Genomic DNA, 23,998 nt, shown 5'->3' with positions numbered 1-23,998 from the left:
TCAGGCAGGCGTCCCCTCCAACGCGGTCAGGAAGTCGGCCACCAGGTCGGCGGTGTCCTCGATACCTGTCGAGACGCGCACCAGGCCCTCGCCGATCCCGGTCGCGGCGAGCTGCCCGGCGTCCACGATCCCGGCCCACATCGAGCGCGGGTGGACCACAAGCGTGCTGACGCTGCCGAGGCTGGCCGCCCGCTTGGCCAGGCGCAGCCCGGCCAGCAACGCCGCCGCGCCGTCCCGGCCGGCGGCCAGCTCGACGCCGAGGACCCCACCGAACCCGGTCATCTGCCGGCGGGCCAGCGCGTGCTGCGGGTGCGAGGGCAACCCGGGATAGCGGACCCGGGCCACCGCCGGGTGATCCTCCAACGCCTCCGCCAGGGCGAGCGCGTTGGCGTTGTGCCGCTCCACCCGCAGCGACAGCGTCCGCAGGCCGCGCAGCAGCAGCCAGGCGTCCACCGGGCCGAGCGTGGCGCCGGTGACGATCGCCGTCCGCCACACCCGTTCGACAAGCTCCGCGCCGCCGACCACCACCCCGGCGGACACGTCGGAGTGCCCGCCGAGGAACTTCGTGCCGCTGTGCCACACCAGATCCGCGCCGGCGGCCAGCGGGCGCTGGTTGATCGGCGTGGCGAACGTGTTGTCCACCACCACGAGCGCGCCGGCCGCGTGCGCCGTCTCGACGACGGCGGCCAGGTCGGTCAGCTCCAGCAGCGGGTTGCTCGGCGTCTCCACAAGCACCAGCCGGGTCTCCGGCCGCAGCGCCCGGGTGAACGCGTCATCGTCGGTCTGGTCGACCTGGGTGCAGGCGACACCGAAGCGCGGCAGCAGCCCGGTGGCCAGCGAGGTGGTGCCGCCGTACGTGCTGCGCTGCGCCACCACGTGGTCGCCGGCGGCGAGCAGGGCCAGCGCGACCGTGCTGATCGCGCCCATCCCGGACGCGGTGACCAGCCCGGTCTCCGCGCCCTCCAGCGCGGCGACCACGGCGGCCACCTGCGCGTGGTTCGGATTGCCGTACCTGGTGTAGAACGCGCTGCCCCGCGCCTCGGTGGCGATCTCGGTGAACCGCTCGTCGGACTCGGCGCTGAACGTGGCGCTCTGCACGATCGGCGGCGCGACCGCCCCGCCGGGGACCAGGCCGTCGTCGCCGTGCACCGCGGCGGTGCCGAACCCGGTCATCCGCGGGCCACCCGGTCGACGAGCGCCCGGTAGCTGCCGAGCGCGGTGAACTCCGGAAGCGTCAGGTCGCTGCCGTGACGCTGGCGCAGCACGGTGACCAGCCGCAGCGCGCGCAGCGAGTCACCGCCGGCGGCGAGGAAGCCGATCGCCGGGTCACGCGGCGCCGTGCCCAGCACCTCCTGCCAGGCCGCCGCCACCCGGTCCGCCCACTGTTGCCGGGCGTCCCCGGCGACCGCCGGCGGCGAGGAGACCACAGGCGGCAGTGGCGCGTCCGGGTCGGCCGCCAGCAACCGGCGGAAGCCGTCGGTAAGCGCGTCCACCCGGTCGGCCGGGACGTGCCGGTGGTCGTACTGGACCATCAGCCCGAGCCGCCCGGCGTCCAGCTCGGCGTCGACGGCGAGGCTGAACGCCACGTCCACGGTGACGCCCCGGCTGTCCACGATTCGGGTGCCGTCGCCGGCCGGGCGCGGCGGGAAGTGGGTCCAGTTGAAGAAGTGGTCGAAGCGCGGACCCGCGCCGCCCGCCCGGACGATCTCGGCGAGCGGGAAGCGGTGGCGTCCCATCAGCTCCCGCTCGGCCCGCCACGCCTCGGCGGCCAGCTCGGCCACCGACCGGCTGCCCAGCGCGACCCGCACCGGCAGCGTGTTGAGGAACAGCCCGAGGGTGGCGGCGCTGCCCTCGCCCTCCGGCCGGCCGCCGACCACCAGACCGCTGACCACGTCGTCCCGCCCGGCCAGCTCGCCGATCAGCCGCAGGTGCACGGCGAACAGCCAGGACTTGACCGGCACGCCGGCGTCGCGGGCGACCTCGGACACCCGTTCGGTGGTGCCGGCCCGTAGCGGTACCCGCTGGGTGGTGGTGGTCCTCGGCTGCGCGCCGCCGACAAGCAGCGGTGGCGCGCCGCCGGGGCCGTCCAGCCAGAACCGCCGGGTGGCCGGGTCGGCGAGCGCCGCCCGCTCGGCCGCCACGTACTCCCGGAACGGCAGCCCGGCGTCGGCGTCCGCGGACGTGCCGGCCCGCTCCCGGTCGTACCCGGCCAGCAGGTCGGCGAGGAACAGGTGCAGGCTCCAGCCGTCGAGGACGGCGTGGTGCTCGGCGACCAGCAGCGTGAACCCGTCCCCGCCGGTGCGGGCCGCGTGCAGGCGCAGCAGCGGCGGCCGGGCCCAGTCGAACGGGCGGTGGCGCTCCTCGGCGACAAGCGCGTCGATCCGGGCCCGGCGGGCCGGGGCGTCGAGGCCGGTCAGGTCCGTCACCGGCAGGTCCACCGGCACCCGGGCGTGGACGAGCTGCATCGGTTCGGCGTACGCGCCGAGCGCGAAGCCGGTCCGCAGCACCGGGTGTGCGTCCACCAGGGCGGCAAGCGCACGGCGCAGCGCCGCCGCGTCGAGCGGCGCGGCCACCTCGTGCGCGGTGACGTTGTGGTAGACGGCCGGGTCGCCGGTCAGCTCGCCGTGGTAGACCATGCCGAGCTGGAGCGCGGTCATCGGGTACGCGTCGACGAGCCCGTCCGGAAGCAGCTCCCGGTCGGCGGCGTCGACCAGGCCGAACCGTCCGTCGTGCGCGGCCGGCTCGGGCGTGACGCCGTCAAGTGTGATCCGGCCGTGTGCCACCAGGTCGCGGATGGTCTGGTGGGTGAAGATGTCGTTGAGCTGGAACGACAGGCCCCGCTTCTGCGCCGCGACCTGCATCTGGATGCTGCGGATGGAGTCGCCGCCGAGCGCGAAGAAGCTGTCCGTCACACCGAACGCGGCCACGCCGAGCACCTCGCGCCACGCCTCGACCAGGATCTCCTCGGCCCGGTTGGCGGGCGTCACCGCCGGGTCGCCGGCCGGTCGCTCCGGACGTGGCGCGGGCAGCGCCGCCCGGTCGAGCTTGCCGTTGCGGGTCAGCGGCAGCTCGTCGAGGACCACCACCGCGGCCGGCACCAGGTGCGCCGGCAGCCGCTCGGCGAGCCACTCCCGAAGTGTTAGGCGGGGGCCCGCGTTATCGGATTCTGCTGTGGCGGGGCCCCCGCCAATCACCTCACCGGGCGGGGCGGCGTACTCGGGGCGGACCGCGTGCAGGGTGTGCCTGTCGGTGCCGGCAAGCAGGTCGTCCTGGCGGGTGACCACGGTGAAGCCGCGTGCCGTCAGCAACGCCGCCAGCTCGGCCAGGCGGCCGGCGGTGGCGGTGCCGGGGGCGTCGTGCACCTCCATGGCGACCTGCGCGACAAGTGGCCAGTGCCGGTCGTCCAGCCCGGCCAGCACGTCCGCCTCGGCCCGCTGCACGTCGATCTTGAGCAGGTCGATCCGGGCCGGCGCCAGCTCGTCCAGCACGGCCGACAGCGGCCGGACCGGCACGGTCAGCTCCCGGCCGGCGAACCGCTCGGCGAGCAGCTCGTCGGCCCGGTCGAGCAGCACGTCCCGGGCATCGGCATCAGCGTCGGCGGCGTCGGCGGCGTCCCGCTCGTTCGCCAGATACCGCTTGATCACCCCGATCTCGGCATCCGGGTCGGCGTACGCGGCGTGGCCGGACATCATCGAGTAGCCCGGGTAGTAGGTGAAGGAGACCTCGCCGGGCTCCCGGGACAGCCCGTGCGCGTGCACCGTGGCCGGCACGCCGAACTCGGCGACGTTGCGGCGCAGCGCCTCCACCACGGCCGGCACCGGCTCGAACGCGTGGATCGTGGCGTCCGGGCAGACCTGGTGCACGAAGAGCGAGAACATGCCGATGTTCGCGCCCACGTCAAACACTGTCGCGCCGGGGCGCAGCACGATCCCGTCGCGCAGGTAGACCCGCTGCCCGAAGATCTCGTCGTAGAGGTAGCGGGTCTCGTGCGGGTTGATCCCGGACACCCGGGTCAGGTCCAGCGACGCGCCGGCGCGGGGTCGGACGTAGGCCACCAGCCGGTCGCCGTACCCGTCGTCGTCGCGGGCGACCACGGCGGCGTCGGCCACCTCCGGGTGGCCGCGCAGCACGGCGGCGACCTCGCCCGGCTCCACCCGGAACCCGTGGATCTTCACCTGGTCGTCGAGGCGGCCCAGGTAGCGCAACCGCCGCCCGGCGTCGAAGCGGACCCGGTCACCGGTGCGGTAGACCCGCTCGACGCCGCCGTCGGGCAGCGGCAGTTCCACGAACCGGCGGGCGGTCGCCTCCGGGTCGCCCGGGTAGCCGTCGGCGAGCTGCGGGCCGGCCACGCACAGCTCCCCGGCCACACCCGGCGGCACCTGGCGCAGCCGCTCGTCGAGCACCCGCACCGCGACGCCCGGCAGCGGCCGGCCGATCGTCGGCGGGTCCCCGGCGCGGATCTCCGCGACGGTGGTGTCCACCGTGCACTCGGTCGGGCCGTACAGGTTCACCGCGCGCACGCCCGGCAGCGCCGCCACCTCGGTCCACAGGTCGTCGCCGACGGCCTCGCCGCCGAGCAGCAGCAACCCGGGCAGCCGGGCGTCGCCCGCCCCGGCGAGCAGGATGCGCGCCTGCGACGGGGTCAGGTCGAGCACGTCCACCCGATGCGCGGCGAGCGTGGCGGTGAGCGCGGCACCGTCCCGGCGGGCGTCCTCCGGCACCAGGAAGAGGCTGCGCCCGTGGGCGAGCTGCACGAGTTGCTTCACCGAGGCGTCGAACGTCAGCGGCGCGTTCACGGCCACCCGCAGGCCGGCCGGGCGGCCCACGTACACGGTTGCCTCCAGCGCACCGGCCAGGTGCGCGGCGGCGGCGTGCGACACCCGCACCGGCCGGGGCGCGCCGGTGGAGCCCGAGGTGAAGATGACGTACGCCGGGTCGGTCGGGGTCGGCGACGCCGGCGGCGGGCCGCCGGCCGCGACCAGATCATCGACGGACACGGTGGCCGGCCCGCCGACGCCTACCACGCAGTCCGCGCCGATCACGCGGAGCTGCGCGGCCACGCGCGGCGCCGGGGCGTCCGGGTCGAGCGGCACGAACACCGCGCCGGCCCGCAGCACGCCGAGGAACGCCACCACGGTGTCCCGGGAACGGGCCGCGAGCACGCCTACCGGCGCGCCGGCCAGGCCGCGCGCGGCAAGCGCCGCGGCCACCCGCGCGGCCCGTCGGTCCAGTTCCTCGACGGAGTACGCGCCGTCGGCCGCCACCACGGCGGCCACGTCCCGACCCATCCCGGCCAGGCCCGCGTCCAGCAGGTCGACGAGGGTACGCGTCGGCGCGCTGGACGCCGATCCGCCGGCCTCGGACAGCCAGCCGGCCTCCCCTGCGCCGAGCACCGCCAGCGGAGCGCCCCCGGCGAGCGCGGCCGGCAGGCTGCGCAGCACCGCCAGAAGCGAGTCGAGCAGCCACCGCCCGCCGCTGACCCGGAGCGTGACCTCGCCGTCGCCGTCGCCGTCGCCGGTGCCGGTGCCGGTGCCGGTGCCGGTCAGCACGGTGAGCCGGGGGCCGGTCGGCGGCGGCGGAACGGGCACCTCCGCGGCCGTACCGCCAAGGCTGGAAACGGTGGCCGGGGCGACCGCCGGCTGCACCGCGAAGCCAGCAACCGCGCCGGTCGCCTCGTCGACCGGGTCGACCAGGTGGAACGTCTCGTCGGCGGTGGCCTCGGCGGCGCGTACCGCGGCCAGCAGCTCGGCCGGTCCGGCCGGCAGCGGCAGGGCCAGCCGGAGCGGGCCGTAGCCGCCGAGCGGGCCGACCACGGCGGCGGTGCCCTCGGCCCGCCTGCCGTCGTGCCAGCGGGCCAGCACCAGATCCGCGTCCTCGACCCCGTCGGGCGCCTCGGCCCGGCGGGCGACCGCGAGCGCCCAGGCGGCCAGCAGCACGGTTCCGGTGTCGCAGCCGGCGGCCTCGGCGATCGCGGCCAGGTCGGCGGCGGGCAGCGCGGCGGTGACCACCGCGCCCGGGTCGTCGCCGTGCGGCTCGACCAGCCGGGCGGCCGGCGTGACAGGCGTGGGCGCCGGGGCCTGCTCCCGCTCCTCCACCTGCCACTCGGTGACGTCGAGGAACTGCAACGCCTCCTCGTCGGCCGGCGGCAGGTCGTCCGCGTACGCCCGGGCCAGGTCGGCCAGGACCAGGCGCAGGCTGGCCGGGTCGGCGATCAGCGGGGTGGCGGCCAGCTCCAGCGCGTCGTCGGTGAGCGTCACCGACAGCTCGCCCTGCGCGCCGACGGTGACGGCACGGTCGTCGTCCACGTCCTGCAACGGCACCCGCAGGCCGGGATGGTGCACAAGGGTCAGCCGCAGCGCCTCGTGCCGGGTGACCACCGCGTCGACGGCGGCCTGCAACCGGGCCCGGTCGAGCGGCCGGTCCAGCCGCACCCGGGCCCGGACCAGGTCCTGCTTGCCGGCCCAGGCCAGCCGCTGGACCGGGGACAGACGGTATCCGTTCACCACACACTCCGGTTGACGTAGAGGTCGGACATGGCGACCAGGATCTGCCGGTCGCCGGTGAAGGGTTCCCGGCCGTGGGTCGCCAGGAAGTTGTCCACCACCAGCACGTCGCCGCGCCGCCAGGGCACGGAGAGGGCGTGCTGCCGGTACAGCTCACGGATGCCGCCGACCACCTCGTCGGGGATCGGCTCACCGTCGCCGTGGTACGCGTTGCGGGGCAGCCCCTCCGGGCCGTACTCGCGCAGCAGCGCGGCGGCCACCTCGGGCGGCATGTTCGACACGTGGAACAGGTGGGCGTGGTTGAACCACACCGTCTCCCCGGTACGCGGATGGGTGGCCGTCGCCTGCCGCCGGGCCACGGTCCGCAGCCCGTCGTCCCCCAACCAGGTGAACTCGGTCGCCGAGGCGGCGCAGTATGCCTCCACCTCCGCCCGGTCGGTGGTCTGGAACGCCTCCTGCCAGGGCAGGTCCAGGTGCGGGCCGTAGTTGCGCACGTAGCGCACCCCGTCGCGACCGAACCGTTCCCGCACCTCCGCCGGGATCAGCGGGGTGATCACCCGCTCGGCGGCGAGCGGTGTCGCGCCGCCGCTGCCGGTGGCCGGCCGCGCGCAGTGGAAGAAGAGGTGGGTCGGCCAGTTGTGCGAGTACGACATCTCGTGGTGCAGCGGGATCCACTGGGCGGCGTTGAACTCGGTGGAGGTGAAGACCCGGTCGGCCACCTCGTGCCGGGGCGCGGCCCGCTCCAGGTAGCCGAGCAGCTCCGGACCGACCGTCCGGGCCGCCCGGCCGAAGTCGTCGGCGCTGCGCACGTCGAAGCCGCGGAAGAAGACCGCGGCGTGCCGGTCCAGGTCGGCCAGCAGCTCCGGCCGCCGCCCGGTGAGCCAGCCGGCCAGGTCGAGGTCGGGCACGGCGGCCTCGACAAGCAGCACGAAGCCGTCTGGGCCGAGCGTGCGGCGGGTCACCGGCTCGGTGGCGGCGCCGCCAGCGGCACGGCGACGCGGTCCGGGGGCGCTCATGACGCACCGTCCTGGGTGTGCAGCTCGGGGGCGGCGACCGGGTCGGCCATCGCGGTGAGGATCCGCCGGGGCGGGGTGAACGGCTCGCGGGCGTGCGCGGCGAGCATGTTCTCCACGAGCAGCACGTCCCCCTCGCGCCAGTCGAACGAGCGGGTCTCCGCGGCGTACGCGGCGCGCAGCTCGGCCAGCACCTCGTCCGGGATGGGCGTGCCGTCGCCGTACGCGGTCTGGTAGGGCAGGTCGTCCTCGGCCAGCGCGGCCCGCAGCCCCGCGCTGACGTCCGCCGGCAGGGAGGTTACGTGGAAGAACAACGCGTGGTTGAACCAGGTGCGTTCCCCGGTTACCGGGTGCCGCCGCACCGCCGGGCGGACCTGCCGGGTGCGTAGCTGAGTCTCGCCCACCCACTCCACGTCGATCATCGCGCGCTCGCAGTACGCCTCCACCTCGGCGCGGGAGTCGGTCTGGAACGCGGTCTGCCAGGACAGGCTGATGCCGGGCAGGTAGTTGCGCCGGTAGAGCACGCCCCGCCGCTCGAACCCGTCGACCGTCTCCGGGCGCAGCCGGGCCAGCACCCGACGGCTGTCCGCGAGCGGCGTACGGCCACCGGCGGCCGGCGCGACCTCGCAGTGGAACACGATGCGCAGCGGCCAGTTGACCGTGTACGACTGCTCGTTGTGCAGCACGATCGGCTGGTCGGCCGGGTGCTCGGTGGAGGTGTACACGCCCTCGGCGACCCGGCTGCGCGGCGAGGACCGCTCGCCGTAGGACAGCACGTCGCCGGAGAGCGCCGCCATCACGGTGCGGAAGTCGTCCGCGCCGGCCACCGCGAAGCCGCGGAACAGCACCGCGCCGGCGCGGCGGGCCAGCTCGTCCATCTCGTCGCGGTGCCCGGCGAGCCAGCCGGCCAGGTCCACGTCGGGCACGGTGGCGCGCACAAGGGCCGGCAGCGGGCCGCCAGGCCAGTCCGGTCGTACGTCCACCAGGTTCCGTTCCCGGCCGCGGCGGGGGACGGGCCGCGCGACCCGGATCTGATCGGTCATCTCTCACTCCCAGCGGTGTCGACGCAGTCGGCGAGACTGCGCCGGGGATCGGCGGCGGTGGTGCGCAGCAGCGCGGTGAGGCGGCGGTGCCACTCCACCACCGTGTGGTGGTCGAACAGGTCGGTGCGGTAGGTCCAGAGCGCGTCGAGCGCGTGCCGCCTGTCGTCCAGCCAGAGCGTCAGGTCGAGGCGGGCCGCGTCCGGGGTCAGCTCGACGCCTGTGAACTCGCCACCGGCGACGCTGAGATGCCGGGCCGGTGGGGCGTTCTGCACCCCGAACGCGACCTGGACGAGCGGGTTGCGGTCCGGCCTGCGGACCGGGCGTAGCCGCTCCACGAGCAGGTCGAACGGGACGTCCTGGCGGGCGGCGGCGAACAGGGTGACCCGCCGCGCCTCGTCGAGCAGGTCGGCGAACGTCCGGTCCGGGGCCGGGCGCAGCCGCAGCGGCAGCGTGTTGACGTGGCAGCCGACGCTGCGTTCGGCCGCCACGCTTGTGCGCCCGGCGAAGGCGACGCCGACGAGCAGGTCGTCCCGGCCGGCGGCGGCGCCGAGCAGCACGGCGAACGCGGCCAGTCCGACCATGTGCAGGCTGACCCGGCGGGCGCGGGCGAGTTCCCGTACCGCCCTCGCGGTCTCCGGGTCCACGGTGGTCCGCAGCGCGGCCCCGGTGTTAGGAGGGGCCCCTTCCTCTACCAAATGCGTTAAGCGGGGGCCCCTCCTTACCTCCAGGAGGTGGGGGGCGCCGTGCAGCTCGCGCAGCAGCTCGGCTGCCGCGCGCTGGCCGGCGGCGCCGGCGAGCCAGGCGCGCTGGGCGGCGGCGAAGACGGCCGGGCCGGGCGCTGGAGCGCCGGGTGGCGCGTCCGGCGCGTCGTAGGCTTCCGCGAGGTCCCGCACCAGCACCCCGAACGACCAGTCGTCGGCGACGGCGTGGTGCACCACCAGCAGCAGCGCCTCCGCCCGGCCGGCGTCGTCGGGCAGCAGGTACGCGCGCAGCAGCGGCCCGGTCGCCAGGTCCATCGGGGTAGCGGTGGCCTCGGCGGTCAGCCGGGTGAGCCGGGTGTCGAGCGGGATGCCCGGCTCGCCCGGCGCGACGACGAGGCGCGGCCGGGCGTCGGGCCGGACCACCTGCACCGGCCCCTCCGGGCCGGTGGGGAAGACGGTGCGTAGCGCGGGATGTCTGCCCACCACCAGGTGCAGTGCCCGGGTCAGCCGGGCCGCCTCCACCGGCGCGGCGAAGCGGACCGCGAACGCCAGCAGGTAGGACGTGTCGGCCGGGTCGAGCCGGTGCAGGAACCAGAACCGCCGCTGCGCCGCGGAGAGCGGCGCCGGCCGGTCGCCTGTCGCTTCCGGTCCGGTGTCGGCCGCCTTCGGCCCGGTGTCGACCGGTGATGGTTCGGTGTCGGCCGTTTCCGGTCCGGTGTCGACAGGTGATGGCCCGGTGCTGCCCGGGCCGACCGGTGTGGACGGCGCGTCGAGGTGGGCGGCGAGCGCGGCGACCGTCGGGTGGGTGAACAGGTCGCCGGGGTGGACCCGGCGGCCGGTGGCGGCGGTCAGCCGGGTGGCGCAGCGCACGGCGAGCAGCGAGTCGCCGCCGAGCGTGAGGAAGTCGTCGTCCGGCCCGGTGACCGGCACACCGAGCAGCTCCCGCCACACCGCCGCCACCAGGGCGCCGGTCGCGCCGAGCGATGTGCCGTCCGGACCGTCGCCGTCCAGGCTGGTGCCGCCGTCCGGACCGTCGCCGTTCGGGCTGGTGCCGTTCGGGCCGGTGCCGGAACCGTCGCGCGGGCTGCCGCCGAACGCCGCCGCCGGCAGGGCCGCGCGGTCCACCTTGCCGTTCGGAAGCGTGGGCAGCCGGTCCAGCCACACCACGGCCGCCGGGACCAGTGGCGCCGGCAGCACCTCGGCCAGCCGGGCCCGGACGTCGTGGCGTCGTTCCCCGACCAGGTAGCCGACAAGCAGCGGATCCCCGCTCGGGCCGGGCCGGACGGCGGCGGTCGCCTCCCGTACGCCGGGCAGGGCGGCGAGCCGGGCGGCCACCTCGCCCAGCTCGATCCGGTAGCCGCGCAGCTTCACCTGGTCGTCCAGCCGGCCCAGGTAGGCCAGTTGCCCGTCCGGGCGTAGCCGGACCCGGTCGCCGGTGCGGTACATGCGCTCGCCGGGACGGAACGGGTCCGGCCGGAAGCGGGCCCGCGTCTCCGCCGGCCGGTCCAGGTAGCCGCGGGCCAGCCCGGCGCCGGCCAGGTACAGCTCGCCTGATTCGCCCGGCGGCAACGGGTGGCCGTCCGGGTCGAGCACGTACGCCCGGGTGCCCGGCAGCGGCCGGCCGATCGGCGGGTCATCGCCGTCCGGCGGCACCTCGGCCCAGGTCGAGTACGTGGTGTCCTCGGACGGCCCGTACAGGTTGCACAGCCGGCGCACGTGCGGACGCGACCACACCCGGGCGGCCAGCGCGGCGGTGAGCGGCTCACCGGCCAGGCAGACGGTGCGGACGCCCGGTGGCAGCGCCCCGGCGGTGAGCAACTCGCCCATCGCGGCCGGCACGGTGTTGACGAGCGTGACCGGCAGCCACTCCGCGCCCGGCGCGGCCAACGCCAGCACGTCGTCGACGAGCAGCACCCGCCCGCCCCAGGCGAGCGGACCGAAGATCTCGAAGACGGACAGGTCGAAGCAGACCGAGGTGGCCGCGAGCATCCCGCCCAACTCGGTGTCGTCGAACGTCTGCCGGACCCAGCGCAGCAGCACCGACGTCGAGCGGTGCTCGATGGCCACGCCCTTGGGACGCCCGGTGGAGCCGGAGGTGTAGATGACGTACGCCAGGTCGTCCGGGGTGGCCGGCGCGGCCGGGTCGGTGTCGTCCCCGCCCGGGTCGAGCCGGTCCACGAGCACGGTCGGGCAGGTGAACCGGTCGGCGAGGCCGGCGGTGGTCAGCACCAGCCGGGCCCCCGAGTCGGCGGTCATGAACGCGACCCGGGCCGCCGGGTACGCGGGGTCGAGCGGCACGTACGCGGCGCCGGCCTTGAGCACGGCGAGCAGCGCGACCACCAGGTCGGGCGTACGCGGCAGGCAGACGCCGACCCGGTCGGCGCGCGTGACGCCGCGCGCCAGCAGCACCCGGGCGAGCCGGTTCGCCGCCGCGTCGAGGTCCCGGTAGGAGAGCGCGGTGTCGCCGTGCCGGACCGCCTCCGCGTCCGGGGTCCGGGCGGCCTGTGCGGCGACCATCCGGTGCAGGCAGTCCACGGTGGCCGGAGGCGCGTCGACCCGGCGGGCGGTGGCGCGGCGGGTCGGGCCGGCGGGCGTGCTCACCGGGGACCGGCCACGGCCGCGAGGCGGCGGTCCGCCTCTTCCTGGATGCGGTCCTTGTCGGTCAGGACGACGCGGCCCGGGTCGTTGTCCGGCAGCTCGTCCTCCAGCCGCCGGATCCGCCGGTACGCGATGCCGACGGCGGCGAGCGCCAGCGCGCAGAGCCCGGCCAGGATCGCGGCGAGCGCCATCCCGCGCCCCGGCCCGGTGCCGACCAGTCGGGCGAGCGGGCCGTCGGGCCGGGCCAGCGGGGCGAGCACGTGCTCGGCGAGCGGGCCGGCGCTGAGGAAACCGGCCGGCACCATCAGCCAGGACAGCATCTGCGCCATGGCGAGGACCCGGCCCTGGAGTTCCAGCCCCACCTTGGCCTGCACGATGGCCAGCCAGTGCGTGTTCACGAGCGCGGTGGCCAGGCCCATGCCGAACAGGCCGAGCGCCGGGAACAGCGGGTCCGGCCGCAGCCCGACGGTGAGCAGCGAGACGCCGAGCAGCACGACGCCGACCAGGATGCCTGTGGTCCGCCGGGCGGTGCCGCCCCAGACGCCCATCAGCACCGACCCGACGACCATGCCGACGCCGCTGGCGGCGAGCACCCGGCCGAGCACCGCCGGGTCGCCGAAGGAGAGCGTGAGCGGGGTGACGAGCACCTCGACCATGGCGAAGAAGTAGTTGAGCGACGCGACCAGGACGACGAGGGCGACCAGCCCGTGCCGACGGACGATGAACCGCCAGCCGCCAAGCACCTCGCGCCGGAACGGCTCCTCCCGGCGTACGAACAGCGTGTCCGGGAAGCGGACCGACAGCGTCACGGTGACCGCGACCGCGAACGTGACCAGGTCGATCACCACGATCCCGCGCAGCCCGACCGCGAGCACCAGCGCGCCGCCGACAAGCGGGGCCAGCACGGTGCTGGTGGCGGTGCCGAGCGAGACGATGCCGTTGGCCCGCCCGTAGTAGCGCTTCGGCACGAGCTGGGTGACCGCCGCCTGGTAGGCGGGTTGCTGGAACGCGGTGGCCACGGCCGTGACGGTGATCGCGGTGAGGATGTGCCACAGGTGGAGTTGACCGAGCCAGAGCAGCAACGCCAGGCTCACCGTGCCGGTGGCGGCCAGGCAGTCGGCGAGCACCATGATCCGGCGGCGGTCCCACCTGTCGGCGAGCGCGCCGGCGATCGGCGACAGCACCACGGCCGGCAGCAGCGCCAGCACGGTGGCGGTGGCGAACAGCGACACCGATCCGGTGCGCTGGTAGACCCACAGCCCCATGCCGAACGCGGTCAGCCCGCTGCCGATCAGCGAGACCAGTTGACCGATCGCGACCAGGTAGAACACCGCCAGGCTCGGTGCCGCCGGGCGCCGCGCCGCGACGTCCGCGGCGGTCGCTGCGGACTGGGCGGTCCGGGCCGCCCCGGCCGGCCGCGCCGTCCCGGCTACGTCGGCGGGCGCGGCGGCGCAGCGCGCCAGGATGATTCCGGCCAGCTCGGCCGGCTGGTGCTTGGCGAAGTAGTGGCCGGCGCCGTCGATGACCTCAAGCGACACCCGGTCGGCGAAGAACTCCCACTCCAGGTAGCGCTCCTGGTACAGCTCGGTGGCCCGGTCGCCGCTCCCGACCACGCACACAAGCGGCGCGGACAGCTTCCGGGGCAGCCCCTGCGCGTAGACGTCGGTGTAGTAGTCCTCGCCCCGGGCCGCGTCGGCCAGGACCACGCGCATCACGAAGTCCTTCTCGGCCGCGTCGAAGACCTCGGTGAAGAAGCCCATCGCGCGCAGCGACTCCAGCGTCCGCCGCTTCGACGCCCAGCGCTCCACCGGGAACCACCGGCGCAGCCAGCCGAACACCCGGCCGGGCAGCCGGGGCGCGGGGAAGTGCGCGCCGATCACCACGCCGGTGACGTCGACGCCGGCCACCTCCAGCCGGCGGGCCAGCTCCACCGCCTCGGCGCCGCCCACGCAGTGCCCGTACACGGCCACCGGGCCGGTGATCTGCCCGACCACCTCGGCCACGCACCGGTCCACCAGCTCGTCCAGGTCGAGCATCGGCTCGTCCGGACGGTTCAGGTCGTGCCCAGGTCGTTCCAGGGCGTAGAGCGACACCCCGGCCGGCAGGGCGTCCGCGAGCGGCTGGAAGGTGATCGCGGAGCCGCCGCCGAACGGTACGCAGAGCAGCGTCAGCGTGGTCGGTGTGCCCGGCCGGGCCGGGGTCAGCTCGTGCAGCAGCCGGCCGGCGGCGCCGCCGGTGGCGTCCACGTGCTCGGTCAGCGCCCGGATGGTCGGGTGGCGGAACAGGTCGAGCACGCTGATCGCCGGGTCGCTGCCGGCCAGCGCCTTGATCGCCCGGAACGAGTCGCCGCCCAGGTCGAAGAAGTCGTCGTCGATGCCGACCCGGTCGTAGCCGAGCACCTCCGCCCAGCGTCGGGCCAGCTCCGCCCGCAGCGGGGTGTCCGGCTCGCCGGCTCCGGCCGCGGCGCGGTCACGGCGGGGCGCGGGCAGGGCCGCCCGGTCGACCTTGCCGTTGGCGTTGAGCGGCATCCGGGAAAGCGGCACGAACGCCGACGGCACCATGTAGTCCGGCAACCAGGTGCGGACGTACGCCCGCCACGGCCCCGGATCGGCGGCGAAGTCGGCGGTCAGCTCGCTCCCGGCGTCGGGCTCGGGCCTGCCGGCCAGGGTCAGGTAGGCCACCACGGTCTTCTCGCCCGCGTCCTCGCGGACCACCACGGCGGCGTCGCGGACCGCGTCGTGCCGGCGCAGCACCGACTCGATCTCGCCCAGCTCGATCCGGAACCCGCGTACCTTCACCTGCGAGTCGCCTCGCCCGAGGAACTCGATCCGGCCGTCGGCGAGGCGACGGCCGAGGTCGCCGGTGCGGTAGAGCCGACCGCCGCCGTCCGGGTCGGGCACGAAACGCGCGGCGGTCAGCGCCGGGTCGCCGTGGTAGTCCCGGGCCAGCCCCGGCCCGCCCAGGTGGATCTCACCTGGCACGCCGACCGGGACCGGGTGCGAGGTCGCGTCGAGCACGTGCGCCCGCATGTTGCCGATCGGCCGGCCGATCGTGGGCCGGGTCTCCGCCGGGAGGATCCGGTCCATGGTGGCCCAGACCGCGGCCTCGGTCGGGCCGTAGAGGTTCCACAGCGCGTCGACCCGGTCGGCCAGTTGCCGGGCCAGCGGCGCGGGCACCGCCTCGCCGCCGCAGACCGCGGTCAGCCCGGGCGTGCCGGTCCAGCCGGACTCGATCAGCAGCCGCCAGGTCGTCGGCGTGCCCTGGGCCAGCGTGACCCGCTCGGCGGCGAGCAGCGCGGCCAGCCGGGGCGCGTCGTAGGCGACGTCGCGGTCCACAAGCAGCATCCGGGCGCCGACCACGAGCGGTAGGAACAGCTCCGGCACGGACATGTCGAACGCGAAGCTGGCCATCGCCAGCATGGTGCCGTCGCGGGTCAGGCCGGGGCGTTCCCGCATCGCGGCGAGCGTGTTGACCACCGCGCCGTGGGTGACCCGGACGCCCTTGGGGCGGCCGGTCGAGCCGGAGGTGTAGATCAGGTACGCCAGGTGCTCCGGCCCGACCGGCGGCGGGGGCGCGGTGTCCGGCTCCCCGGCCGCGTCCGGCGCCAGCACCGTGCCGTCGAAGCCGGTGAACCTCCCGGCCAGGCCCGGATCGGTGACCAGCACCGGGGCGCCGCTGTGCGCAAGCACGTAGCGCTGCCGCTCCATCGGGTACTCCGGGTCCACCGGCACGTACGCGCCACCGGCCTTCAGCACGCCGAGCAGCGCGACCGGCAGCTCGGGCGAGCGGGGCAGGCAGACCGCGACCGGCACGTCCGGCCCGACGCCGGCCCGGCGCAGCCGGTGCGCGAGCCGGTTGGCCTGGGCGTCCAACGTGGCGTAGTCGAGAGTGGTCGGGCCGAACGTGACGGCGGGCCGGTCGGGGTTCGCCGCCACCTGGTGGGCGAAGAGGTCGACGAGCGTCGGCGTCCGGCCGGGCGGGGTGTCCCAGCCGGCCGGCGTGCCGGTGTCGTTCCACTCGGCGAGCCGGGCGCGCTCGGCGGCGGTGAGCAGCGGCAGCGCCGCCAGCCGGACATCCGGGTCGGTGATCGCGGCGGCGAGCAGGGTCTCCAGGTGACCGACCATCCGCTCGGCGGTCGCCGCGTCGAACAGCGCGGTGTTGTACTCCAGCCGGAACCGCAGCCCCTCGGCCACCTCGTACGCGTACAGCGCCAGGTCCTGCTGGGCGATGCCCGGCTCGACCGCGAACGGGGTCATCCGCACCCCGGCCGCGTCCACGTCCTGCTGCTCGGGCACGTTGAGCAGGTTGAACATCACTTGGAACAGCGGGTTGCGGCTCAGGTCGCGGGGCGCGTCGACCAGGTCCACCAGCCGCTCGAACGGCACCTCCTGATGCTCGTACGCATCAAGCGCGGTGCGCCGGACCCGACCGAGCAGCTCGGTGAACGTCAAGTCCCCGTCCAGGACGGTCCGTATCGGCAGCATGGTGACGAAGAAGCCGACCATCGGCTCCAGTTCGGCGCGGACCCGGCCGGCGACCGGGGTGCCGACGCAGAAGTCCCGCTGGCCGGTCCAGCGGAAGAGCACCGTCTGCCACGCGGCCAGCAACGTCATCGCCAGCGTGGCGCCGTGCTCCTGACCGAACCGGCGTACCGCGTCGGCGGCCGGTCGGGGCAGGACCAGCGTGCGGACCGCCCCGTCGAACGTCTGCACCGGCGGGCGCGGCCGGTCGGTGGGCAGCTCCAGGGCGGCCGGCACCCCGGCGAGCTGCGCCCGCCAGTACGCCAGGTCCGGGTGGTCCGGGTCGGCCAGCCGGCCGCGCTGCCAGCGCGCGTAGTCGCCGTACTGGACGGCCAGTTCGGGCAGCGGGTCGGCGCGCCCCTCCCGCGCGGCGGCGTAGAGCGTGGCCACCTCGCGGGCCACCACGCCGAGCGACCAGCCGTCGGAGACGGCGTGGTGCATGGTCAGCGACAGCACGTGCCGGTCGTCGGCGACGCGCAGCAGCACGGCCCGGAACAGCGGCCCGGCGGCCAGGTCGAACGGGCGTCGCACGTCGGCGGCGAGGGCGGCGTGTACCCATCCGGGGAGCGCACCGGCCACCGCCGGCTCGACGATGCTCGGGGGCGCGTCCGGGTCGGGCTCCGCCGGGGCGGTCCGGACCGGCAGCTCCACCGGCCCGTCCGGGAGCACCAGTTGGACCGGGTCGCCGTCCGGGCCGACCGCGAACACGGTACGCAGCGTCTCGTGCCGCCGGACCAGCCCGGCCAGTGCGGCGCGCAGCGCGTCCAGGTCGAGGGCGCCGTCGAGCAGCAGCGTGGTGCCGACGGTGTAGGCGTTCTGCGCGTACGCCTGGTCGAGGAACCACAGGCGGTGCTGGCCGGAGGAGAGCGGCGCCGGGCCGGCGTCCGGCGCGGCGCGGCGGATGCGCTCCCCGGCGGACGGGTCCGCCGCGAGCGGCGTGGCCGGCTCGACGTCGACGGGTGCGGGCAGCGCCGCCGCAAGCGCCGCGACGGTGGGCCGGGCGAAGACGGTCTCCATCGGCACCGCCACGCCGAGGCGGGCGCGCAGCCGCACCACCACCTGGGTGGCGAGCAGCGAGTGCCCGCCCAGTTCGAAGAAGTCGTCGTGCGCCCCGATCGGCCGGATCCCGAGCAGTTCCCCCCAGACCTCCGCCACGACCTCCTCCGCCGCCCCCGCCGGCGCCACAAAACCGCTCCCCAACGCCGGCCGATTCCCCCCACCCTCCGGGCGCTGATTCACGGAAAGCGTGGCCATCTCGCCCGGAACAGCCACGCTTTCCGGGAAAGAGGCCCCGGTGCGCGGGGCGGGGGTGATCCAGTGGCGGTGTCGGGCGAAGGGGTAGCCGGGGAGCGGCAGGCGGTGGGTGCCGTCGCTGTGGAAGCGGTCCACGTCGACCGGGACGCCGGCCAGCCAGAGCCGGCCCACGGCGTCGAGCAGCGTCGTCAGGTCGTCGGCGTCGGCGCGGGGATGCCGCATCGCCGCCACCGCGTGGGCCGGGCGCATCCCGGCGAGCCGGGCCAGGCCGCCGAGCGCGTGCCCGGGACCCAGCTCGACCAGGGCCGTCTCCTGCTCGGCGAGGAGCGCTGTGGACTCGGCGAACCGGACCGGCTCCCGCAGGTGCCGTACCCAGTACGCCGGATCGGTGACCAGGCCCGGGGTGACCGGGCCGCCGGTCAGGTTGCTCAGGTAGGGGCGCTCGGGTTCGGCGTAGTCGACCTCGGCGGCGTGCGCCGCGAACTCGTCCAGGATCTCGTCGAGCAGCGCGGAGTGGTAGCCACGGGCCACCCGCAGTGGCCGGCAGTCGACGCCGTCGGTGGCCAGCCGGTCCCGCAACCGCCCGACCGCCGCCGGGTCGCCGGAAACCACGCACAGCTCCGGGGCGTTCACCGCGGCCAGTGACAGCCCGTCGTCGAGCAGCCCGGTCACCGCCGTCTCGGGCAGCGCCACCGCGAGCATCGCCCCGGCCGGCGTCCGCTCCACCAGCTCGCCGCGCACCCGGACCAGGCGCAGCGCGTCGGCGAGGGAGAAGACGCCGGCCAGGCAGGCGGCCACGTACTCGCCGAGGCTGTGGCCGACCATCAGGTCCGGGGTGACGCCCCGGGCCAGCAGCGTGCGGGCCAGCGCGTACTCGGTGACGAAGAGCGCGGGCTGCACCAGGGCGGGTCGGTCGAGCAGCCGTTCCGCCGCCGGGTGCCCGCCCGGCGGCGGGTCGAGCACGGCGCGCAGGTCCCGGCCCAGGTCGGCGCCGAGCAGATCGGCGCACTCGTCCACCACGGCCCGGTAGGTCGGCTCGGAGCGGTGGAGCCCGGCGCCCATCGCCACGTGCTGGGCGCCGTGCCCGGGGAAGGCGAACACGAGCGTCCGCCGGCCGCCCGGGTGGCTGCCGGTGAACCGGCGCGCCGGGGTGTCCAGGGCGGACACCGCGTCGGCGCGGTCGGCCGCCACCACGTACCGCCTGTGGGTCATCGGCTGCCGGCGGCCCAGCGCCGTCGCGACGTCCGCGAGCGCCACCTCCGGGTGGGCGTCGAGGTGGTCGCGGAGCTGCCCGGTGGCGCGCTCCAGCGCGTCCGGGGTACGCGCCGACACCACGAGCAGCCGTGGCCCCGGCGCGGTCGGCTGCGGTGCCGGCGTCGCCGGCGGCTCCTCCAGCACGACGTGGGCGTTCGTGCCGCCCATACCGAAGGAGCTGACCCCGGCCCGGCGTGGACCGTCGGCCACCCACGGGCCACCGGCGCGGTCGAGCCGGAACGGGCCGGTCGTGACGTCGATCGCCGGGTGCGGCCGGTCCACGTTGATGGTCGGCGGCAGGGTGCGCGTCCACAACGCCATCACGGTCTTGATCAGACCGGCCACGCCTGCCGCCGCGTCGGTGTGCCCGATGTTGGCCTTGACCGAGCCGAGCGCGCAGAAGCCCCGCGCGTCGGTGCCGCGCCGGAACGCCTCGGTCAGCGCGGCCACCTCGATCGGGTCGCCGAGGCTGGTGCCGGTGCCGTGCGCCTCCACGTAGCCCAGTGAGCGGGGGCTCACCCCCGCCGCGGCCAGCGCCCGACTGATCACCTCGACCTGCCCGGCGACACCAGGCGCGGTGTAGCCGGTGCGACGCGCCCCGTCGTTGTTGATCGCCGAGCCGCGGATCACCGCGTAGACCGTGTCGCCGTCGGCGAGCGCGTCGGCAAGCCGCTTGAGCACGACCACGCCCACGCCGCTGGACTCGATGCTGCCGCGCGCGTCGGCGCTGAACGGCCGGCAGTGCCCGTCGGGGGAGTAGATGCCGCCGTCGTGCCAGAGGTATCCGCGCCGCTGGGCGGGGAAGACGCTGACGCCGCCGGCCAACACCACGTCGGACTCGCCGCTGAGCAGGCTCTGCCGGCCGAGGTGCACGGCCACGAGCGAGGTCGAACAGGCGGTGGCCACGGTGACCGCGGGCCCGGTCAGGTCGAGCTGGTAGGCGACGCGGCTGAGCAGGAAGTCCTTGTCGTTGCCGAGCGAGATCTGATGCTCGCTGAGCCCGCCGGTCAGCTCCGGGTGGCCGTTGAGGTGGTCGAGCAGGTAGGAGCTGCGGCCCGAGCCGGCGAACAGGCCGACCCGGCCCCGATGGCGGGACGGGTCGTGACCGGCGTGCTCAAGCGCGTGCCAGGCGCACTCCAGCAGCAGCCGGTGCTGCGGGTCAAGCGTCTCCGCCTCGCGCGGGGTGAAGCCGAAGAAGGCGGCGTCGAACTCGTCGATGCCGGGCAGGTACGTGCCGGCGCGCACGTACGCCGGGTCGTCGACGCGGGCCGGGTCGGCGCCGTCGGCGAGCATCTCCTCGACGGTGAACTCACCCACCGACTCCACCCCGTCGCGGATGTTCGCCCAGAACTCGTCCACCGTGCGGGCGCCCGGGAACCGGCAGGCCAGGCCCACCACGGCGACCAGGCCGTCGGCCGGGCCGGCGGTCGCGGTCGGCGGCGTGACGGGCGGCGCGGCCACCGCCGGCTGCGGGTCCGCGCCTGTCGTCGTGACTCCGACGAGGTACGCGGCGAGCGACTCGGGCGTGGGGTGGCGGAACAGGTCGGTGGCGGTCAGCACGTCACCGAGGCGGGCGCGCAGCCGGTCGAGCACGGCCAGCAGCCGCATCGAGTGCCCGCCGAGGTCGAAGAAGCTGTCCCGGGGGCCGACCTGGTCGACGCCGAGCACCTCGCGCCACACGTCGGCGACGAGCCGCTGGAGGCGTACCCGGTCGGCGTCCCACCGGTCCGGCCCTGTCCCGGCGGTCCCGGGCCCGGTCCGGGCGGTGGTCGCCGGCACGTCCGGGGTGGCGACGTGGCGGACGTCCGCCGGCCCCGGCGCGGGCAGCGCGTCCGGGTCGAGCTTGCCGTTGCCGGTCAGCGGCAGCGCGTCGAGCCGCACGAACGCGGCCGGCACCAGCCAGGACGGCAGTTCGGCGGCGAGCGCGGCGGACAGCTCCGCCGGGTCCGCCCCATCGCCGGCCAGGTAGGCCACCAGGCGCGGGTCGGCCGGGTCGTCGTGGCGCAGGTGGACGGTCACGTCGGCCCTCGGCCGGTGCCGTCGGATCGCCGCCTCGATCTCGCCGCACTCGATCCGGTAGCCGCGCACCTTGACCTGCCGGTCGGTGCGGCCCAGATATTCCAGGACCCCGTCCGGGCGGCGACGCGCCAGGTCGCCGGTCCGGTACAGGCGCGCGCCTGGCGCGCCGGCGAACGGGTCGGGCCGGAACCGCTCGGCGGTGCGGTCCGGCTGCCCCAGGTAGCCCCGCGCCACCCCGGCGCCGCCGACGTGCAGCTCGCCGACCACGCCCACCGGCACCGGGTTGCCCCACGTGTCGAGCAGGTACAGCGCGGTGTTGGCGATCGGCCGGCCGATCGGCACCGAACCGTCGGCCGGGGTGTCCGAATCCACCTCGTACGCGGCGCAGCCGACCACGGTCTCGGTCGGGCCGTACTCGTTGACGAGCGCGGTCTCCGGCGCGTGGGCCCGCCACGGCGCGACCTGGTCGGCGCGCAGATTCTCGCCGCCGATGACGAAGCACCGGGTCCGCCCGGCCAGCTCGTCCGGGCGGAGCTGGTGTGTGACCAGCTCCAACTGTGCCGGGGTGATCTTGACGAGGCCGAACGGGGTGGCGGTGTCGCGTAGCGCCTCGCCAAGCGCGGCCGGGCCGAGGTGCTCGCCGAGCATCCGGACGGTCGCGCCGGCGGCCAGCGGCACCAGCAGACTCGTCACGGTCAGGTCGAACCCGACCGACGAGTGCAGCGGGACCACGTCACCGGCGTGCAGGCGGTAGGACTGGGTGGCCCACCGCACGTAGTTGGCCACCCCCCGGTGGGTGACCATCACGCCCTTCGGGCGGCCGGTCGACCCGGACGTGTGGATGACGTATGCCAGGTCGTCAGCGGTGGGCGCGGGCCGGCGGCGCGGCCGTCGTCGTGGCCCGCCGCCGCGCGCCGGCTCCACCGCCGTCGCCGGACTGTCCGGCACCAGCAGCGCCGCGTCCCCGGGCACCAGGTGCGCCAGCTCGGCGCGGGTGAGCACGACCCGGGCGGCGGTGTCGTCGATCAGGTGCCGCAGCCGGGCCGGCGGGTTCGCCGGGTCCATCGGGACGTAGGCCGCGCCGGCCCGCAGCACCGCCAGCACCGCCACGGTGAATTCGACCGTGCGGGGCAGCAGCACCCCGACCAGGGCGCCGACGCTGACGCCCTGCGCGCGCAGCGTCCCCGCCAGCGCCTCGGCCCGGGCGTGCAGCTCCCGGTAGCTCAGCGCGGCCACGTCGTCGGTCACCGCCACCCCGTCGGGGGTACGCCGGGCCTGCTCCTCGATCAGCACGTGGACCAGGTCGTCCGGCTCGGCCGGCGTGGCGGTCCGGTTCCACTCGACGACCAGCCGCCGGTGCTCGGCGGCGGTGAGCATCGCGGCCGAGCCCACCGGCGCGCCCGGATCGGTCAGCAGCGACGCCAGCAGCCGTTGGAAGTGCCCGGCGAGGCGGGTCATCGTGTCGGCGTCGAACAGGTCGGTGCGGTATTCCAACACGGCTCGGAGCCCACTGTCGTTCTCCCGCACGGCGACCGTGAGGTCGAACTTGGCGGTGTCGAGCGGCGCCTCCACGACGCTGACCTGGAGGCCGTCCAGGCGGGGCGGGGCGGCCTCGCGGCCGTACACGAACATCACCTGGAACAGCGGGCTGAAGCCGGCGCGCCGGGCCGGGCGCACCGTCTCCAGCACGGTCGAGAAGGGAAGCTCCTCCCGGCTCAGGGCATCGAGCACGGCGCCGCGCACCCGGTCCAGCAGCATGTCGAAGGACGGGTCGTCGTCAAGTCGGGCCCGGATCGCGACGGTGTTGAGCAGCAGGCCGACGAGGTGCCGAGTCTCCGGACCGCGCCGGCCGGCCACCGGCGTGCCCACCACGACGTCACGCCCGCCGGTCCACCGGGCCAGCAGCACGTGCAACGCCGCCAGCAGCACCATGTACGGCGACACCCGCGCCCGCCGGCAGAACGCGGCCAGCTCCTCGGCGGGCACCTCCAGCGGCACCGCGAGGGTGGCGCCTGCGGCGGACGGCACCGCCGGGCGTGGCCCCCGGGTGGGCAGGTCGAGCGCTGCCGGCGCGCCCGCGAGCTGTTCCCGCCAGTAGTCGAGCTGGGCTGCGGCCTCGGCACCGGCGAGCCAGTGCCGTTGCCGGATCGCGTGGTCGCGGCAGTCACCGGCCACCGGATCGAGCGTGGCCGGCCGCCCCGCGCGGTGGGCCGCGTAGAGCCGTTCCCACTCCCCGGTGAGGATGCCCAGCGACCACTCGTCGATCGCGACGTGGTGGATCGTCAGCAGGAGCATGTGCTCCTCCGGCGAGCACCGCAGCAGGTCGGCCCGGAGCACCGGCCCGTGTCGCAGGTCGAGCGGGTCGCGGGCGGCGGCGCGCAGCCGTGCCCGCACCTCCCGGTCGCGCTGCCAGCTCGGCAGGCCACTGAGGTCGTGCACCCGCAGCAGCCCCGGGCTCGGCTCGTGAACCACCTGGACCAGGCCGGCCCCGTCGCCGCCCGGTTCGGGCGCGAGCGTGGTGCGCAGCGCGGCGTGCCGGGCCACCAGATCGTCGAGCGTCGCGGACAGCGCCGGCACGTCGAGCGGGCCGTGCAGCCGGTAGGCCAACGGCACCAGGTAGCCGGCCGATCCCGGGTCGAGCCGGTCCAGTTGCCACATCTGGCGCTGAGCGGCGGTGGCCGGCGCGGAGCGGTCGGACTCGGGCCGCTCCGGTAGGGCCGGTCGCCGGGTCCGCAGGACGTCGGTCATCGCCTCCGCCTTCGTCATTTCCCGGCCGCCGGGTGGGCGCCGTCCGGGCGCGGACAGCCGCGCCCGGATCGACCGGGGTGATGGAAAAGATCAGAATTCCTCGATGGGGAACCTCGCCCATCATGGCACCGGCGATCTTCGGCCGCCGATCCCCGGATCGTGTCGGCGGCTGATGCGTTCGGTGCCTGAGGCAACACGTTCGGCCAATTCCCGAGCGCCGGCAAGAAATGCGATTGCGGCATCCCGGTCCCGGTGTCGTCGTCCAGGCGGGAGTATTCCCAGCTCACGGCATTTTTCCGGGGCGTCGTTGACAGAGCGATCTTGATCGATTACCGTCACGATCAA

Annotated in this window: 6 protein-coding genes; all 6 read right to left on the bottom strand. The window is 75.7% G+C overall.

Annotation, left to right across the window (positions count from 1 at the left end):
* From SM450_RS18420 to SM450_RS18395, 6 genes are read right to left on the bottom strand one after another with little or no spacing between them, the layout of a single operon-like run.
* Positions 1–1,173 (bottom strand): trans-sulfuration enzyme family protein, encoded by a 1,173-nt coding sequence (locus SM450_RS18420; protein ID WP_474620972.1) that lies wholly within the window; start codon positions 1,171–1,173, stop codon positions 1–3.
* Entirely contained in the window at positions 1,170–6,503 is a 5,334-nt protein-coding gene (locus tag SM450_RS18415) for an amino acid adenylation domain-containing protein (RefSeq protein WP_474620971.1), read from the bottom strand. Before SM450_RS18415 ends, SM450_RS18420 begins: the two co-directional genes overlap by 4 nt.
* Complete coding sequence (locus tag SM450_RS18410; protein ID WP_474620970.1) at positions 6,500–7,519, bottom strand: TauD/TfdA family dioxygenase; 1,020 nt, start codon at positions 7,517–7,519, stop codon at positions 6,500–6,502. Before SM450_RS18410 ends, SM450_RS18415 begins: the two co-directional genes overlap by 4 nt.
* On the bottom strand, positions 7,516–8,559 hold the full coding sequence (locus SM450_RS18405; protein WP_474620969.1) for a TauD/TfdA family dioxygenase: 1,044 nt from the start codon (positions 8,557–8,559) through the stop codon (positions 7,516–7,518). The genes SM450_RS18410 and SM450_RS18405 overlap by 4 nt, the downstream gene beginning before the upstream one ends.
* A complete protein-coding gene (locus tag SM450_RS18400; RefSeq protein WP_474620968.1) occupies positions 8,556–11,861 on the bottom strand; it encodes an amino acid adenylation domain-containing protein in 3,306 nt (1,101 codons plus the stop codon). The genes SM450_RS18405 and SM450_RS18400 overlap by 4 nt, the downstream gene beginning before the upstream one ends.
* Positions 11,858–23,653, bottom strand: a complete 11,796-nt coding sequence (locus SM450_RS18395) for an amino acid adenylation domain-containing protein (RefSeq protein ID WP_474620967.1) — start codon at positions 23,651–23,653, stop codon at positions 11,858–11,860. The genes SM450_RS18400 and SM450_RS18395 overlap by 4 nt, the downstream gene beginning before the upstream one ends.
* Positions 23,654–23,998: the final 345 nt, after the last annotated feature.

This window comes from Micromonospora marincola (genome assembly GCF_056150385.1).
The sequence above is the reverse complement of the archived record's forward strand: the minus strand, read 5'-3'. Positions and strand labels throughout refer to the sequence as shown.

What these genes read in the sequence shown, in the direction of transcription:
- SM450_RS18405 (WP_474620969.1), bottom strand. Translation starts at nt 8,559, where the DNA reads ATGACCGATCAGATCCGGGTCGCGCGGCCCGTCCCCCGCCGCGGCCGG.
- SM450_RS18395 (WP_474620967.1), bottom strand. Translation starts at nt 23,653, where the DNA reads ATGACCGACGTCCTGCGGACCCGGCGACCGGCCCTACCGGAGCGGCCC.
- SM450_RS18420 (WP_474620972.1), bottom strand. Translation starts at nt 1,173, where the DNA reads ATGACCGGGTTCGGCACCGCCGCGGTGCACGGCGACGACGGCCTGGTC.
- SM450_RS18410 (WP_474620970.1), bottom strand. Translation starts at nt 7,519, where the DNA reads ATGAGCGCCCCCGGACCGCGTCGCCGTGCCGCTGGCGGCGCCGCCACC.